General features: G+C 72.0%; 16 protein-coding genes. 6 read left to right on the plus strand and 10 right to left on the minus strand.

What is annotated here, in order from left to right:
* Positions 1-40 precede the first annotated feature (40 nt).
* The gene (locus tag FH610_RS01540; RefSeq protein ID WP_139572397.1) at positions 41-1,210 is read left to right on the plus strand and encodes an MGDG synthase family glycosyltransferase; all 1,170 of its coding nucleotides are present in this window, start codon (positions 41-43) and stop codon (positions 1,208-1,210) included.
* On the opposite strand, the gene FH610_RS01545 is transcribed toward FH610_RS01540, so the two are convergent.
* The gene (locus FH610_RS01545) at positions 1,122-2,039 is read right to left on the minus strand and encodes a DMT family transporter (protein ID WP_205825452.1); all 918 of its coding nucleotides are present in this window, start codon (positions 2,037-2,039) and stop codon (positions 1,122-1,124) included. The genes FH610_RS01540 and FH610_RS01545 overlap by 89 nt on opposite strands.
* A 226-nt stretch (positions 2,040-2,265) precedes the next feature.
* Between FH610_RS01545 and FH610_RS01550 the strand changes: the two genes are divergently transcribed.
* Positions 2,266-2,733, plus strand: coding sequence for an SPW repeat protein (locus FH610_RS01550; RefSeq protein WP_139572398.1), 468 nt, complete (start codon positions 2,266-2,268; stop codon positions 2,731-2,733).
* A 229-nt stretch (positions 2,734-2,962) separates the two neighbouring features.
* On the opposite strand, the gene FH610_RS01555 is transcribed toward FH610_RS01550, so the two are convergent.
* The 7 genes from FH610_RS01555 to FH610_RS01585 form a co-directional block, all read right to left on the minus strand.
* A complete protein-coding gene (locus FH610_RS01555) occupies positions 2,963-3,874 on the minus strand; it encodes a LysR family transcriptional regulator (protein ID WP_139572399.1) in 912 nt (303 codons plus the stop codon).
* A gap of 243 nt (positions 3,875-4,117) precedes the next feature.
* Positions 4,118-4,981, minus strand: a complete 864-nt coding sequence (locus tag FH610_RS01560) for a serine hydrolase (RefSeq protein WP_139572400.1) — start codon at positions 4,979-4,981, stop codon at positions 4,118-4,120.
* 13 nt (positions 4,982-4,994) lie between these two features.
* Positions 4,995-6,602, minus strand: coding sequence for an N-acyl-D-amino-acid deacylase family protein (locus FH610_RS01565; RefSeq protein ID WP_139572401.1), 1,608 nt, complete (start codon positions 6,600-6,602; stop codon positions 4,995-4,997).
* A complete protein-coding gene (locus FH610_RS01570) occupies positions 6,599-7,351 on the minus strand; it encodes an amino acid ABC transporter ATP-binding protein (protein WP_139572750.1) in 753 nt (250 codons plus the stop codon). The genes FH610_RS01565 and FH610_RS01570 overlap by 4 nt, the downstream gene beginning before the upstream one ends.
* Positions 7,352-7,368: 17 nt before the next feature.
* A complete protein-coding gene (locus FH610_RS01575; RefSeq protein WP_139572402.1) occupies positions 7,369-8,322 on the minus strand; it encodes an amino acid ABC transporter permease in 954 nt (317 codons plus the stop codon).
* Entirely contained in the window at positions 8,313-9,197 is an 885-nt protein-coding gene (locus FH610_RS01580) for an ABC transporter substrate-binding protein (protein ID WP_139572403.1), read from the minus strand. The genes FH610_RS01575 and FH610_RS01580 overlap by 10 nt, the downstream gene beginning before the upstream one ends.
* 182 nt (positions 9,198-9,379) lie before the next feature.
* Complete coding sequence (locus FH610_RS01585) at positions 9,380-10,942, minus strand: pentapeptide repeat-containing protein (RefSeq protein WP_139572404.1); 1,563 nt, start codon at positions 10,940-10,942, stop codon at positions 9,380-9,382.
* 135 nt (positions 10,943-11,077) lie between these two features.
* Here FH610_RS01585 and FH610_RS01590 point away from each other — a divergent pair, with 135 nt between their 5' ends.
* Positions 11,078-11,941 (plus strand): SDR family oxidoreductase, encoded by an 864-nt coding sequence (locus tag FH610_RS01590; RefSeq protein ID WP_139572405.1) that lies wholly within the window; start codon positions 11,078-11,080, stop codon positions 11,939-11,941.
* A gap of 203 nt (positions 11,942-12,144) precedes the next feature.
* Here the strand turns inward: FH610_RS01590 and FH610_RS01595 are convergent, their stop codons facing one another.
* Positions 12,145-12,345 (minus strand): DUF3072 domain-containing protein, encoded by a 201-nt coding sequence (locus tag FH610_RS01595; RefSeq protein WP_139572406.1) that lies wholly within the window; start codon positions 12,343-12,345, stop codon positions 12,145-12,147.
* A 60-nt stretch (positions 12,346-12,405) separates the two neighbouring features.
* Positions 12,406-12,945, minus strand: a complete 540-nt coding sequence (locus FH610_RS01600; protein WP_205825453.1) for a hypothetical protein — start codon at positions 12,943-12,945, stop codon at positions 12,406-12,408.
* 463 nt (positions 12,946-13,408) lie between these two features.
* On the opposite strand from FH610_RS01600, the gene FH610_RS01605 reads away from it, so the two are divergent.
* From FH610_RS01605 to FH610_RS01615, 3 genes are read left to right on the plus strand one after another with little or no spacing between them, the layout of a single operon-like run.
* Positions 13,409-14,050 (plus strand): GOLPH3/VPS74 family protein, encoded by a 642-nt coding sequence (locus FH610_RS01605; protein WP_161627879.1) that lies wholly within the window; start codon positions 13,409-13,411, stop codon positions 14,048-14,050.
* Positions 14,051-14,078: 28 nt separating this feature from the next.
* Positions 14,079-15,551 (plus strand): APC family permease, encoded by a 1,473-nt coding sequence (locus FH610_RS01610; protein ID WP_205825454.1) that lies wholly within the window; start codon positions 14,079-14,081, stop codon positions 15,549-15,551.
* Positions 15,548-16,147 (plus strand): GNAT family N-acetyltransferase, encoded by a 600-nt coding sequence (locus FH610_RS01615; RefSeq protein ID WP_139572408.1) that lies wholly within the window; start codon positions 15,548-15,550, stop codon positions 16,145-16,147. The genes FH610_RS01610 and FH610_RS01615 overlap by 4 nt, the downstream gene beginning before the upstream one ends.
* Positions 16,148-16,180: the final 33 nt, after the last annotated feature.

The following is a 16,180-nucleotide window of genomic DNA, read 5'->3' on the forward strand; positions in this document are numbered from 1 at the left end:
CAGTGTCCGCCACCCCGGCCCCCACCCGGGAAGGAGGGTCATGAGGGACAGGGCTTTGATCGTCAGCGCCTCGATGGGAGCGGGCCACGACGCCGTGGCCGCCGAACTGGCCCGCCGCCTGGCCGCCTCAGGCGCGCGTGCGGAGGTCGTGGACGTGCTCGCCCTGCTGCCGCTGCGACTGGGCGCGCTCCTTCGGTGGTGGTATCGCGGGGTCATGCTGCGGGCGCCGTGGCTGTACGCGCTGGTCTACCGCGTCTTCTTCGTCTCCCGCCGGGCCCCCTCCACCTCGCCGCTGACGGTCGTGGCCGCGGCCGGGCTGGCCCGGGCGGTGCGCCGCGTCCAGCCCTCCCTGGTGGTGCCGGTCTTCCACGTGGCCGCGCAGGCCGCCGGGCACCTGCGGGCGCGGGGGCGGCTCGCCGTGCCGAGCGCGGTCGTGCTGACCGACTTCGCCGTGCACCGCCTCTGGCTGCACCCCGGCAACGACCGCTACCTGTGCCCGGACACGGCCACGGCCCTCGCCGTGACGGCCGCCGTCGGCCGCCCGGCTTTCCGCTGCGCCCCGATCGTCCGCCCCGGGTTCGGGGCGCCCGGTGTCGATGTGACTTGCGGTGCCGATGTGACGAAGGGTGCCGATGCGGCGGAGGTCCGGGCCCGCATCGGTCTGCGGGACGGCGACCGGATCGTGCTCGTCTGCGCCGGGTCCTGGGGGGTCGGCCGGGTCGCGGCGACCGCCCGGCTCCTGGCCCGCTCGGGCCGGTACGCGCCCGTCGTGCTGTGCGGGCGCAACGAGCGGCTGCGCCGCCGCCTCGGGCGCCTGCTCGGCCGCGCCGGAGCGGGGGCGGCACTCGGCTGGCGGGACGACCTGGCGGACCTGCTCGCCTCCGCCTATGCGCTGGTCGACAACGCGGGCGGGCTGACCTGCAGGGAGGCGTTCGCGGCGGGAGTGCCGGTCGTCACCTACCGGCCCATCGCGGGGCACGGGAGGGACGGCGTGCTCGCGATGGCGCGCGCCGGGGTGAGCGTGCACGCGCGCCGCCGCGCGGACCTGTTGCGGGCGCTCGACCGGCTCGAGCCCGGCCTGCCCGGGCGGGCCGCGCTCACCGCGCGGGCGGCCGCCCTGTTCACATCGGCGCCGGCCGAGTCCCTTCTCCTCCCCGACCTTCTGCTCCCGGGTCACGCCGTGCCCCGGCCATGCGAGCCTGCTCCCTAAGCGGCGCGTATCTCGACAGCAGCACGCTGCCGTACAGGATGAGGGCCATGCCTGTCAGTTCGGGCAGCACCCACGGGCCGGTGCGGATGTCCTCGCCGAACATCGCCACGCCGTACGCCGTGCTCGCCACGGGGTCGGTCACGGTCAGCGCGGGCTGCACGGCGACGAGCGGACCGCTGTGCAGGGCGTTCTGCAGCAGGAACAGGCTGCACAGACCGGCGGCCACCATGGCCCACAGAGACCAGGAGCCGGCGAGCGTCCGCGCGCCCCCCGGCAGCTCCTCCACCGTGCGCTTCATGAGGACGGCGGTGTAGGCGAAGCCGAGGCCGGCGGCGACCCCGAGCAGCACCGCGCGGGCGGGTCCGCCGGTGGCGATCGCGGCGGCCACGCAGCAGGCGAGGAGCCCGGCGGTCACGGCCGCCGAGATCACCCAGGTCAGCAGGCCGGGAAGCCGGTGACCGGGGGTGGGTGACGCCGCCGCGAGGAACCCGGCCAGGCCGGCCGTCAGCGCGCCGACGGCCAGCCACGTCTGAGGGGTGACGCGAACCCGGAACATCCGGCCCGCCACGAGCATCGTGATCGGCAGTTCCGCGACGAGCAGGGGCTGGACGAGCGCGAGCCCTCCGGACGTCAGGGCGGCCGCCTGCAGCAGGAAGCCCGCGATGAGCGCGCCGATGCCGCCCAGCCACGCCGGCCGTCGTACGAGGTCCGAGATCAGGCCGGGCCGGAACGCCTCGTCGGCCGGGGCGCTGCGGGCGGCCTGGCGCTGCAGTACGGACGCGACGGCGTTGGCCGCCGCGGCGAGCACCGCCAGGACAACAGCGATCATGACCCCAGCGCCCCGTCTCCGTGCCTCTCGTTGCGGGGCCTCCGGCTGAGGCCCTACCGGTACCCTCCCCGGCCATGCCCGCCGCATGTCGCCTTGGACGCTCGAAAGTATTTATCCAGCAATTGCTGAATAAATACACGAATATTAATCCAAATCGAGAATGCCGAGATTTTGGGGGGTATGGCCGTCGGCACAAACGCACGCAGCAGGAAAGGCGGAACCAGACATGGTTGGACCCACCGGCCTCGAGCGTCATCCCGACGTCAGTGAACTGCGCCAGACGTACGATCGGGCGGGCTCGACGGCCCCCGCCCAGGTGTTGGAGGGGCTAGCCTTCCTGGCCGGCCTGTATCTGGCCCTCTCGCCGTGGATCGTCGGGTTCTTCGGATTCCGGGGCATGACCGTCAACAACCTGATCACCGGCCTCGTGATCAGCGCCCTCGCTCTAGGGCTCGCGTCCGCCTACGGGCGCACCTACGGCATGGGGTGGCTTCTCCCGCTGCTCGGCGTGTGGGCGATCGTCTCGCCGTTTGTGCTGCGCGCGGGGCGTGAGGCCACGGCGACGACCATTTGGAACAACGTCGCGATCGGCATCGTGACCGTGGCGCTGGGAGCCGCCGCACTGGCGATGGCGCAGGTGTTCCGCCGGCACGAGCGGGGCGAGCGAAGCGCGCGCAGGCTCGGCAACTGGTGACGGACCGGCGCCCGGCCCGCCTTACGGTGGGCCGGGCGCCGAACCCGGCCCCGGACAGCTTTGCCTCGGGCCCGGCACGATGGACACCCTCGCCGCCTACGCCCTCGACCGCACGCTGCCCGACCCGGTGGCCCGGACCTGTCCCCTGACCGAGGCCGCCGGCGCCTGTCAGGATCTGGCGAGCTCGCACAGCCGTCGGCAAGCTGGTCGTCGTCGTGGACCCGGAGGCTCAGCGGAGGGTGACGCTGAGACGGGCAGAGGCGTCCCTGAGGTAGTCGACGAACGCGCGCAGCGCGGGATTGGGATTGGTCGGGCGCAGGGCGGCGCCCACCCGCCGGTAGAGCTTGGGCCCCTCCACCTGGCACACCTGGATGCCCGCCGCGCCCTGCACGCCGAGGCTCGGCACGAGGGCCACGCCGAGCCCGGCCCGGACCAGGCCGAGCGTCACCTCGTAGTGGTCGCTGCGGCAGCGGATGGTGGGCGTGATCCCTTCCAGGGCGCCGGCCCGCTCCAGCACCGACACCGGGGTCTCGGTGCCGAACGTGGTGATCCACGGCTCGTCGGCCAGATCGGTCAGCCGCACACGGGGCCGGTGTCCCGCGGGATGGCCGAGCGGCATGACGAGGAGCTGCGGTTCGTCGAACAGGTGGACGACCTCCACGCCCTTCGGCGCCTTCCAGGGATCCAGCGCGTGCTCGAACACGACCAGCACGTCCAGCTCGCCGCGTTCCACGTCGGGCAGCAGCTCGTGCGGCTGCCCGAGCACCAGATCGAGCTCGACGCCCGGATGGCGCGCGGTGAAGGACGACAACGCCATCGGCAGCAGGCGGTAGCCGGCCGAGGCGAAGAACCCGATGCGCAGTTGCCCGGCGTCCGCCCGCGCCTGGGCGAGCAGGTCCTTCTCGGCGGATTCGATGAGGTCGAGCACCTCCTGGGCCCGCCCGGCCAGGCGGTGGCCCGCGGCGGTCAGCCGCAGGCTGTGCGCGGCCCGCTCCACCAGCCCGACCCCCGCCTCCTCCTCCAGCCGGGCGAGCTGGTGGGAGACGGCGGAGGGCGACAGCCGCAGGGATTTGGCGGCTCCGGCGATGCTCCCGGTCCTGAAGACCTCCAGGAGCACCTTGAGGCGGTGGCTGCTGAGCATTCCCCCAGTATCGGCGACCTGGCATCGGACCTGGTCATATGCGGCGCGCGCCAGAAGGGATCGGCTGAAATGGATCAGACGGCCGTGTCGAGAGCGTGACCGCCCGGGAGGCGGATCCAGGCCGGTCCCGCCCCTGCGCGGGTCCGGACAGGCCCATCGGCCACCTCGCCGAGTCTGCGGGTCCACATTCGGTGGAGGCCACGGCGGCGTCCCTGCGGCTCTTTTCGCCGCGGATGTCCGCGGTCAGTGCCCTTGGTCGTCCTCTTGCGGGAGGACGGTTTGCGCTATGGCGAGACCGGCCCGCCGGATCGCCTGGACCAGGGCGTGTTCGCGGCCCGCCGGCCCGTGCGCGAGCACGGCGTAGCCCTCCCACCGCGCCCCGGCCATGACACCCACGTCGGCCCGCGTCCCGGCGTCCGTGCCGGTCTTGTTCGCCACCCAGACCCCCGCGGCGTACGGCAGGGCCGCCGGCGGGTCGCGGTCCTCGGGTTCGTGCGGGAGCAGCGCGGGGACCAGCGCGCGGTCGGTGTTGTGCGCCATCCAGCCGAGCAGCAGCCGCTGCCACGGCTCGCGCCCGTACGTCAGCGACCGCATGAGACCCGCCAGCTCGTGTGCCGTCCCGGTGGCGAAGGACGGCGGATGCTCGGGGAGCCGGGGCTCACGGATCTTGTCGTGGATCCGGGTCCTGGCCAGCCCGAGCGCGGCGGCGGCCGCGTCCACCCGGCCGAGCCCGAGCCGCCGCAGCAGCGCGTTGGTCGCGGTGTTGTCGCTGACGGCGGCGGTGAGCAGCGCGAGGTCGCCGGTCGTCCAGTCGCGGGCCGACAGGCCGGTCAGCAGGCCCGAACCGCCCGCGTAGTCCTCGTCGAGCAGCGTCACGCGCTCGTCCGGGTCCACGACGCCCGCCGCCACGTCCTGCGCGAGCGCCGCGAGCAGCAGCACCTTGCCGGTGCTGGCCAGCGGCAGCACCACGTCCTCGTTCAGGCCGAGCGCCCCGGGCACGCAGACGGCCAGCGTGCCCGGACAGGACGCCGCCACCTCCTCCAGCCGCACCGCTTCGGGCGCGCGGGAGTCGGTGGCGCCCACGCCGCCGGTGGCCTTTCCGCTCATGACCTCGTCCCTCTCACAGGGTCAGTACCTTTCCCGGCCTGGCGCCGGTCTCCTCGCCGCCGCGCACCACGACCTCTCCGCCCGCGACGACCGCGTCGATGCCGGCGGGCGGCAGCAGCGGCTCGGTGAACGTCGCCCGGTCGGCCACCGTCGCGGGGTCGAAGACCACCAGGTCGGCGTGCGCGCCGTCGCCGACCACGCCGCGCCCGGTCAGCCCGAAGCGCGCCGCGGCCATCCCGGTCATCTTGTGCACCGCCTCCTCCAGCCGCAGCAGCCCCAGCTCCCGGACATACCGGCCGAGCACCCGGGGGAACGTCCCGGCCCAGCGTGGGTGCGGGCGCCCGCCCGGCTTCGGCACGCCGTCGGAGCCGATCATCGCGTACGGCGCGGCCAGCACCCGCCGCACGTCCTCCTCGACCATCGAGTGACTGATGATCGTCACCTCGCCGGCCTCCGCCACCAGCAGATCGGCGGCCACGTCGAGGGGATCGGCGCCCGCCGACGCCGCGAGGTCGGCGACGGTCCTGCCCTCGGCCTGCGGGTGGCGGGGCGCGCAGGCGACCGAGATCCGATCCCAGCCGCCGTTGCCGACCGTGTTCTCCCAGCCGGGCACGCCCTCCGCGATGGCGCGGCGCATGCGGTCGCGCTGGGCGGGGTCGCCGAGCCGCGCCGTGAGCGCCCCCAGGCCGCCGTCGTTCGCCCAGGGCGGCAGCATGGCGGCCAGCGCCGTGCTGCCCGCCGTGTAGGGGTAGACGTCACAGGTGACGTCCATGCCCTCGGCGCGCAGCGCGGCGATGCGCGGCAGCGTGCGCTCGGTGCGGCCCCAGGCGTACCGGCCCGCGGTCTTGTGGTGCGAGACGTGCAGCGCAGCGCCGCTGCGCCGGGAGATCTCGATCGCCTCCTCCAGCGCCTCCTCGACGCGCGACATCTCGTCCCGCAGGTGGGTGACGTACGGCTTGCCGTGCCGGGCGGCCACCGCCGCCAGCGCCACCACCTCGTCGGTGCCCGCGTACGAGCCCGGGGTGTAGATCAGGCCGGTGGACAGCCCGGCCGCGCCCTGCGCCAGGGAGGCGTCGAGCAGCGCGCACATCGTGCGCAGCTCGTCGGGCCGGGCGGGCCGGTCCACGGGGCCGAGCACGCCCGCCCGGAGCGTGCCGTGGCCGACGAGCGAGGCCAGATGGTTGGCCCGCGGCACCTCGGCGTGCGCGGCGGCGAAGCCCGCGAAGTCGGCGTACGCGCCGACGTCGCCGCCGAAGGTGATCCGCGTCTCTGCCCGCATGGCGGGCAGCCGCTCCGGCAGCGCGGGGAAGAGGCTCGACCCGCAGTTGCCGCAGATCTCGGTGGTCACGCCCTGCAGCACCGACGCCCGCACCAGCGCGGAGCGGCCGCCGGACGGGCCGAGCAGCGTGACGCCGTCGGAGTGCGTGTGCACGTCGACGAATCCGGGGGCGACCACGCGTCCGCGCGCGTCGATCACCTCGGCCGCGCCCGTACGCGGCGCCTCGCCCGGAGCCAGCACGGTCAGCCGCCCGGCGGCGACCCCGACGTCGGCGGGCCTGCCGGGGCGGCCGGTGCCGTCCACCAGCAGGCCGCCCCGGATGAGCAGATCGAAACCGCTCACCGGACCTGCCCGAGGAAGGCGCGCAGCCGCTCGTGGCGGGGGGCCGCGAGCACCTCGCGCGGGTTGCCTCGTTCGACGATGACGCCGTCGTCCATGAACACGAGCTGGTCGCCGGCCTCGCGGGCGAAGTTCATCTCGTGGGTGACGACCATCATGGTCATGCCGGTCGCCGCGAGGTCCCGCATGACGGCCAGCACCTCCTGCACGAGCTCGGGGTCGAGCGCGCTGGTCGGCTCGTCGAACAGCATCAGGCTGGGCCGCATCGCAAGGCTGCGGGCGATGGCCACCCGCTGCTGCTGGCCGCCGGACAGCTGGGCCGGGTAGTGGTGCCCACGGTCGGCCAGGCCGACCCGATCGAGCAGCTCCTGCGCCTGCCGCCTGGCCTGGGCGGCGGACGTGCCCAGCACGGTGACCGGCCCCTCCATCACGTTCTCGATCGCGGTGCGGTGCGGGAACAGGTGGAAGCGCTGGAACACCATGCCGATGCCGCGCCGCTGCCGGGACAGCTCGTGGGGGCGCAGCGCGTGCAGCCGGCCGCCGCGCTCGGCGTAGCCCATCAGCTCGCCGTTCACCCAGATCCGGCCCGAGTCGATGGTCTCCAGGCGGTTGACGCAGCGCAGCAGGGTCGACTTGCCCGACCCCGACGGGCCCACGACGCACACCACCTCGCCGGCGGGGACGTCGAGGTCGATGCCCTTGAGCACCTCAAGCGACCCGAAGCGCTTGCGGACGGAGCGGATCCGCACCATCGGCTGGTCCTGCGCGTTCACGGCAGCTCCTTCGACGACAGGGGCTCCTTGGACGGCAAGGGCTCCTTGGACGGCAGCGGAGACAGGTTGCGGCGCACCCGGGAGGACAGCCGCACATGCCCGCGCTCGAACCTCTTCTCGATGAAGTGCTGCCCGATGCTCGCGATCGTGGTGAGCACGACGTACCAGATCGAGGCGACCACGAGCATCGCGATGACCTCGAAGTTGCCGAGGTAGATGCGCTGTGCCACGGTCAGCAGCTCGGCCCCGGCGATCACGGAGACCATCGAGGTCGTCTTCAGCATCGAGATGAACTGGTTGCCGGTCGGCGGGATGATCACCCGCATGGCCTGCGGCAGCACCACGCGGCGCAGCACCTGCCGGTGCGACATGCCGAGTGACTCGGCCGCCTCCCGCTGGCCCGGGTCGACGGAGCGGATGCCCGCGCGGACGATCTCCGCCATGTACGCGCCCTCGTTGATGGCCAGGCCGAGCAGCGCGGCGGTGAACGGCGTGATGACCGCGTTCGCCTGCCACTCGATCAGCTTGGGCCCGCCGAACGGCACGCCGATCGCGAAGGTGGGGAAGACCAGCCCGATGTTGAACCAGAAGATGAGCTGCACCAGCAGCGGCGTGCCGCGGAAGAACCACGTGTAGAGAGCGGAGGTGCCGCGCAGCACGGGGTTGTCCGACAGCTGCATGACGGCGGCCAGCACGCCCAGCGCCAGGCCGATGGCCATGGACAGCACGGTGAGCTGGATCGTGACCCACAGACCGCCGAGGATCCTGCCGTCGGCCAGGTAGGCGACGATGACGTCCCAGTGCAGGTTCTCGTTGACGATGACCGTGTAGGCCAGCCAGACGAGGAAGAGGAGGGCGACGGCCGCCCCCAGCCACCGGCCGGGCCGTACGGGACGCACGGCCTCGATCGGCAGCTCGACGCCGGCCGACTCCTCTCGGGTCACTTCCACGGCTGGGTGTTGACCAGCACACCGTCGACGGCGTTGGCCGTCACGCCGTACTCGTCCAGCACGGACGTGTAGCCGCCGTCGGCCTGGAGCTCCTCCATCGCCTTGGCGACCGCGTCGCGCAGCGCCGTCTTACGCTTGTCGATCGCGATGCCCCACGGGCCGGCCTCGTACTGATCGGGCAGCACGTCGTACTTGCCGGTGTCCTTGGCGTACATGACGGCGACGGGGTAGTCCACGATCGTGGCCACCGCGCGCCCGGAGTCGATCGAGAGCAGGCCGGTGGGCGCGTCCTCGCTCTGCATGATCTTCATCTTCGTGGCGCACTTCTCGTTCTGCTTCTCGCCGATGGCGAGGTTGGAGCTGCCCTTGGCCAGCACCACCGTGCGGCCGCACAGGTCATCGAGGTTCTTGATGCCCTCCGGGTTGCCCTTCTTCACCATGATGGCGCCGCCGGCGTTGAAGTAGTCGACGAAGTCGACCGCGGCGCGCCGCGCCTCGGTGTCGCTCATCGAGGACATCACGATGTCCCAGCGCCCGCCCTGGAGGCCGGGGATGAGCCCGTCGAAGGCCGCGTTGGTGATCGAGAACTTCAGCCCGAGCTTGGCCGCGATGGCGGCGCCGAGGTCGGGGTCGACACCGGTGAGCTCCTGGGTGCCCTTCTTGTACATCTCCATCGGCGGGTAGCCCTCCGACGTGGCGACCCGCAGCGTGCCCGTCTTGCGCACGTCCTCGGGAACCAGGTCCTTCGCGGTCTTGCCCGTCGTCGTCGCCGCGTTCTCGCCCGCGGCGGTCCCCGACGACGAACGCCCGCAGCCGCCGGCGAGCGCCGACACGACCAGCGCGCCGACTATGGCCACATATAGGCGCTTTGTCATGGAACCTCCTGTTTTGCGAACGATTGAGCTTATGCTGGCGACAGGAGGTAACAGCCGTAACAATCGTGAACGCTTGTGGTCCTCAGCATCGAAGTCTTCGATGCTGAGGCCGTCGAGTGCGGCGCAGCCGGTGATCAACGGCCGGTGCACCGACCCCGAGTACTTCTACAGCCCTCTCGTTGTCAGCCCCCGAGCCCGTGCGCCGGGCGGGAGACCGACGCCGCGGGCCGTACGACCGCGACCCGGGGACGGTGGACGGCGGGCTTGCCCTCCGGGCGCGCCCCGGCGGCCCAGCACACCGCGCCCGCGGCGACGGCCGCCACCAGCGCGAGCCATCCGAGGGCCCGCCCCGCGCGCAGGCCGTACCCGCAGGCGAGCCAGTACAGCGAGAGCAGCAGCCTGATCCGGCCGCGCGGGCTGCCCAGCCGCCGCATCTCCATGGCGCCGAACGCGAAGTCGGCCGCCACGTGGGTGTCGTCGACGCCCGGCCGCAGCCGCTCGTACAGAACCGCCAGGCGCGCCGGGTCGGGCGCACGCTCGCCGGCCGGACCTGCCGCGTGCTCGTCGGCGCTCTGCGCCGCCCATCCCCGCCACAGGTGCTCGTCGGCGATGACCCGGCGGCGGCTCCACCACCGTACGGGCGGCCATCCCAGGCGCAGCCCGAGCCCGCCCGGGGGTGCGGCGAACACGCACTCCCGCAGACGCAGACCCTCGGGACGGCGCAGCCCGCCGAGCCCGCATCCCCGCAGGTCCACCCCGGTCAGCGTGAGCGCGTCCGCGTCGAGGCCGTCGAGCGAGGTGACGCGCAGCCGGCCGGAGCGCCGGGTGACGGTGGACAGCCCGGCGAGCGTCGCGTCCCGCAGGTCGACCTCGGCGTCGGACAGCCGTGCGGCGAGCCGCCCGAGGACGGCTGCCGCGCGAAGCACCACGCGGCACCCGCTGGTGTCGATGTGCAACGGCGCGCAGGCCCGTACGCCCGCGAGCGACAGGCGCCGCACGATCCGCATCGGGCCGAGGTAGGCCGCCCCCTCGAAGCGCGCGCCCTGGAACTCGGCGCTCGCCCCGCAGTCCGAGCCGCGGAAGGAGACGGCCCGGTGGAACCGGGCGCCGCGGAAGCAGGCGTCCCCGTGGAAGGTGGCCGCGTCGAACGCGGCGAATCCGTGGAACTGTGCTTTCTGGAACGAGGCTTTCTGGAACGACGCCTTTTGGATTGAGGCGTTCCCCGTGACCGTGAGCGGCGGGGCGCCGAACCGCGCCGCGCCGAAAAGAGCGTCCCCGCGCACCATGACGTGGTCGAACGTCGCGTGGCCGCACACCCGCGCGTCGTGCAGGGAGAACTCGCGCAGGAACCGGGCCTCGCGGAAGGAGACGTTGCGGAGGAACCGGGCGCCGTAGAACGAGGCGAGACGGTCGAACCTCGTGTGGTCGAAGGTCGCGTCACCGGCGAAGACGACCTCGCCGAAGCGGGCCGGGCCGGTGAAGACCGCGCGGTCGAACCTCGCCCTGCCCAGGTGGCGCTCCATGCCGTCGAGGACCCGCGTGAGAAGGTCCTCCGACAGGAGGGTGCCACGCAGATCGAGGGCCTGGCCGGGCGTCAGGCCCCGCAGGAGCTCGGCCGCCTCGGCCGGCGTGAGGTGCGCCAGGCATCTGCCGTACGGCTCGTGGGCGACGCCGAGGCACTCGGGCGCGGCGTCACACGTTCTCCAGACCACGTCGAGCGGAGCGATCCGCGACCGGGGTGTCATGGCAACGTCATACCCGATGTCCCGTCTCAGGACGTTAAAGCGTGATGGATAGGTAACAGTGTGTATCCATCGGGCGATCGCCGCCGCGCGGCGCGCCGATCGTTTGCCCTGGACAGGCAGGGGTACCCGACGTGCATGTCTGAGCAGTCGAACTCCACACCGCCACCGCAGACGCAGCCGTACCCCGGCCGGACGGGCGAGATGACGCCCGAGCCCAGGGACGAGATGCGCGACTACACCGGACGCGACCTGCTGGCGGGCAAGCGGGCACTCGTCACCGGCGGCGACTCCGGCATCGGGCGGGCCGTCGCCGTGGCGTTCGCCAAGGAGGGGGCGGACGTCGCGATCGCCTACCTCACCGAGCACGAGGACGCCGAGCACACCAGGAAGCTGGTGGAGCAGGAGGGCCGCCGCTGCCTGATCGTCCCGGGTGACCTCGCCGACCCCCGCCACTGCGAGGAGGTCGTGGAACGCACGGTCCGCGAGCTCGGCGGGCTCGACGTGCTCGTGAACAACGTGGCCACGCAGTCCCCGGTGCAGTCATTGGAAGAGCTGTCGAATGAGCAGTGGGAGCGCACCTTCGCGGTGAACATCCACAGCTACTTCTGGGTGACCAAGGCCGCGCTGCGGCACATGCCCGAGGGCGGCTCGATCGTCAACACCTCGTCGATCAACGGGCTGCGCGGCAACAAGACCCTGATCGACTACTCGGCGACCAAGGGCGCGATCAACGCGTTCACCTACTCCATGGCCCAGGTGCTGGTCGAGCGGGGGATAAGGATCAACGCCGTGGCCCCCGGCCCGGTCTGGACGCCGCTCATCCCGTCGACGTTTCCCGAGGAGAAGGTGGAGAAGTTCGGCCAGCAGGCCCCGATGGGCCGGCCGGCCGACCCGGACGAGATCGCTCCCTCGTACGTGTTCTTCGCCGCCAACCGGCTGTCGTCGTACTACACGGGTGAGGTCCTCGCCCCGATCGGCGGCGAGACGCTACCCGGATGACGGCGCCGGCCGACGTCATGGGGCGATGTCACGGGCCGATGTCACGGGCCGATGTCACGGGCCGATGTCACGGGCCGATGTCACGGGCCGATGTCACGGGTCGATGTCGCGGGTCGATGTCGCGGGTCGATGTCGCGGGTCGATGTCGCGGGTCGATGTCACAGGACCGCCCGAGGTCTTCCCGGGCGGCCCCTGGACCTCCTTCACCCGTTCTCGCTGAGGCGGCTGCTCTGGTCCTGCAGCTCGTCGATCAGCTTGGAGGCCTCGGCCTTGCTGAGCCCCTCCGGCACGTCCCGCCCGGCCTCCCTGGCCAGCGTGCGCAGGTAGGACTCCTGCGGCGCGGTCATCGGCTCGTCCCCGGTCGCCCACTCCTCGGGGTCCTTCTCCACAGGTCCTCGGTCCATGACTCCTCCATTGTCGAACTGCCGTTCGCTCTACCCGCCGTCGTGGTCCGTAACCTGCGCTCACCGAGCCGCGGGGTGGCGCAGGTAGCGGGCCCGGGTGAGCTCGGACTCGTCCGGCTCCGCCCGTCGCCGCCGCAGCAGCCGCGCGGCCAGCACACCGCCCGTGACACATCCGGCGGCCAGCGCCGCCGCCGCGGCGAACGCCGAGCCGGCGCGGGTGGACGGAGGCTCCGGCCGTACGGCGCGGGCCCGCCAGGCGCGCAGCCACATCGCCTCGGCCGCCGCGTCGAGAAGATAGGTGGGCCGGATGCGGCCCGTGGGCACGTAGACCAGGTCGACGGCGAGCAGCGTCGCCGCCGTGGCCATGCCGAGACGGCGCGCGTGGTCGGCGCCGCCGGGAGTGGACGCGACCCGAATCTGCGTCCATCCGATGCCCACGAGCAGCCCGGCGACGGTGCGCTCCAGCCAGCGGTCGGTCTTCGCGCCGAACACCTTCTCGAAGCTCGGCAGATGCAGCAGCGGCCACAGGCCGCCCGCGATGTTGAAGAGCCCGTGGGCGCGGGCCAGGGCCGCCGCGCCCCTGTCGTCCTGGATGGTCATAGGCCGACGATGCCCGGCCGTAAAACGGACAAACCGGGCTCGGTTCGGCAGGAGGGCCGGGGGTGGGCGCAAATCGAGCAGTCTGGGGAGGACGCCATGCCCGGAAATGTCAAGATTCGGCCACTGGGGGGAGCGGCGGGCTGCCTCCTGATGATCATCATCTCGATCGTCGCGTCGATCCTGCTCACCGTCCTGGCCAACGCCCTGCTCCGATGAGAGGTCCGGCGGGCTCCTCGCGGACGGTGCATCGCCTTTGTCCTCCCGGCCCGATCGCCGGCATTCGCCGCGGGCGCCTCCGGCCCGATTTCCGTCGCGCGTTGTGACCCTTCAAGGGACGGGCCGTAATTGCATTAGCCGAAAAGTGTGTTCCGGTTGGCACAATTCTCGTATTCCGCGCACAGATCGCTCGGCCGTGAATTTGCGCGATGACAGATTTAACATTTGGCCTATATCATCGCCGACCGTGGCTGAAAGCGATCTTTCGAGCCCGTCCCTTGTCGATGACCTGTACTTTGTCCTGCACGACAATGTGACGGGCCATCCGCTGCTTCATTCCCGGCTCACGGGGCTGGCGCTGGCCGGCGGGGTCCTCGGTGAACTGATGCTCGCCGAGCGCGTGGCGCTCGACTTCGCGGCGAACCCGGAACGCCTCTACCCGACGGCAGGGGAGATCGCCGGCGACCCGCTCACCCGTGCGGTTCTCGGGCACGTCATCGCCGAACCGCACCATCCGATCGGCACGTGGCTCCTCTTCTTCGCCCGGACGATCTACGCCGACGTCGCCGCCAGGATGATCGCCGCGAAGCTGCTCAAGCCGCCGGTCAGGCACCTGCTGAAGCAGCAGCCCCCGGCCCCTGCGGACATGAACACGGCCGCGTGGCCGCTCGCCCGCCTGAACCTCGCCATCCAGCGGCGCAGGCCGCCGGTGGACCGGGACTGCGTCCTCCTGGGGCTCCTGGTCGCGGCCGGCTGCGCCCAGCGGGTCCTGTCCGAGCACGATCCCCGGTTCGCGGCCGCCGCGACCGCCATGCTTCCCATGCCCCTGCGGAGACTCATCGCCCAGACCAAGGTCGCTGTCGGCCAGGCCGTCATCAGCCGCCGGTGACCTCCACCCCCCTCACACGGAGTTCCAGGTGTCCCTCACACAGCAACGGCCCAGCGCCGTCACCGCCGCACTGGCCGAGGATCGGCTCGGCGTGCCGTCCATCGTGTTCTTCGTCATCTCCGCGGCGGCGCCGCTGATGGTCGTCGCGGGTTCGGTCCCGACGGCGTACACGGTGACGGGCGTCATCGGTGTCCCGTTCGCATTCCTGATGCTGGGCGCTATTTTCGCGCTATTCGCCGTCGGATACGTGACGATGGCCAGGCACGTGGTGAACGCGGGCGCTTTTTATGCCTATGCGGCCCAAGGGCTCGGCCGGACCCAGGGAGTCGCGACCGCCTGGGTGGCGCTGCTCGCGTACAACGCGCTGCAGCTCGGCCTCTACGGAATCATCGGCTCGGCGGCCGAGCCGCTGCTCGTGGACTGGTTCGGCGGATCGCCCCCGTGGTGGGTGATCGCGCTCGTGGCCTGGGCGCTGACCGGTGTGCTCGGCCTGCTGCGAGTGGACGTCAACGGAAAGATCCTGTCCGTCCTGCTCGTCAGTGAGATCGCCATCGTGCTGCTGTTCGACCTCGGCGACGTGACCCAGGTCGCACCGGAAGGTATCAGCTTCGAGGGCTTCACCCCCGGTGCGCTGTTCGTGCCCGGCGTGGGCGCGGCGCTCGCCACCGTCGTCGCCGGATTCGCCGGCATCGAGTCGTCGGTGGTCTTCGCCGAGGAGTCCAAGGACCGCCACAGGACCGTGCCCATCGCCACCTACCTGGGCATCGCGATCATCGCCGTGCTGTACTCCGTCTCCGCCTGGGCGCAGACGGTGCCGACCGGGCCGGACAGGATCGTCAAGGCCGCCGCGCAGCAGGGGACCGGGCTCATCTTCAACCAGGCCGCCCTCCACCTGGGCACCGCCGTCTCGACGATCGGCTCGGTGCTGTTCGTGACCAGCAGCATCGCCTGCATGATCGCCTTCCACAACACCACGGCCCGCTACATCTTCGCCCTGGGCCGGGAGAACGTGCTGCCCTCGATCTTCGGTCGCACCTCGGCCCGCACCGCCGCTCCGATCTCCGGGTCGCTGCTGCAGACGGTGCTCGGGCTGATCGTGATCACCGTCTACGCGGTCTCCGGCCTCGACCCGGTCACCAAGATGTTCTTCATCTTCGGCACCTTCGGTGGTCTCGGGCTGCTGGCCCTGCTCACCGTCACCTCGATCTCGGTGATCGTGTTCTTCGCCCGTGATCCGCGAGGGGAGACGACCTGGCGCACCCGCATAGCCCCGGCCCTGGCGATCCTGGCGCTCTGCGTGATCATCGGCCTCACCCTGATCAACTTCGACACGGTCCTCGGGGTCGAGCCCGACTCGGTCCTCCGTTGGATCCTGCCCGGCATCTTCGTCGTCGCGATCGTCTTCGGCCTCATCTGGGGCCGGGTGCTGAAGTCGATCCGGCCCGAGGTGTACGCCAACATCGGCCTGGGCGCCCAGGCCGTCAGCGGGGGGGTCAAGTGACGATCGAGATCACCCGGATGACCGACGCGGCCGCGGCCGGCGGACTCATCGCCGACACCTTCCACACCGACGAGATCACCGGATGGCTCATCCCGCGGGTGGAAGACCGGCTGCCGATGCAGCGGCGGTTCTTCACGATGTGGGCCGGGCACGCGCTTGAGCACGGCGACGTCTACGGCATCCACGAGTCGGGCGAACTGGCCGGTGTGGCGGTCTGGTTCGCCGCGCCGTTCCCCGAGATCCCCGGGGAGCAGGAGGCGATCGCGTCCTTCGCGGGAGACAACGCCGGACGCTACCGCCTCTTCGGGGAACTGGCGGACAAGCTCCACCCCCAGGAGCCGCACCACTATCTGGCGTTCATCGCGCTGGAGCGGGGGAGGACCGGCCGCGGCCTCGGCAGCCTGCTGCTGGAGGAGCATCACCGCAGGCTCGACGCCGAAGGGATCCCGGCCTACCTGGAGGCGAGCAGCGAGGCGAGCCGGCGGCTCTATCTCCGCCACGGCTACGTCGACATGCCCGAGCTGCTGCGGCTGCCCGGCGGCCCGGTCATGTATCCGATGTGGCGCGAGCCCCGCCCGTCCGCGCAGGCCCGATAGCCGTACCGGTCGGGGGATGGGACGGCCGGCTGA

It is taken from the genome of Microbispora catharanthi (assembly GCF_006334915.2).
Taxonomy (GTDB): Bacteria; Actinomycetota; Actinomycetes; order Streptosporangiales; family Streptosporangiaceae; genus Microbispora; species Microbispora catharanthi.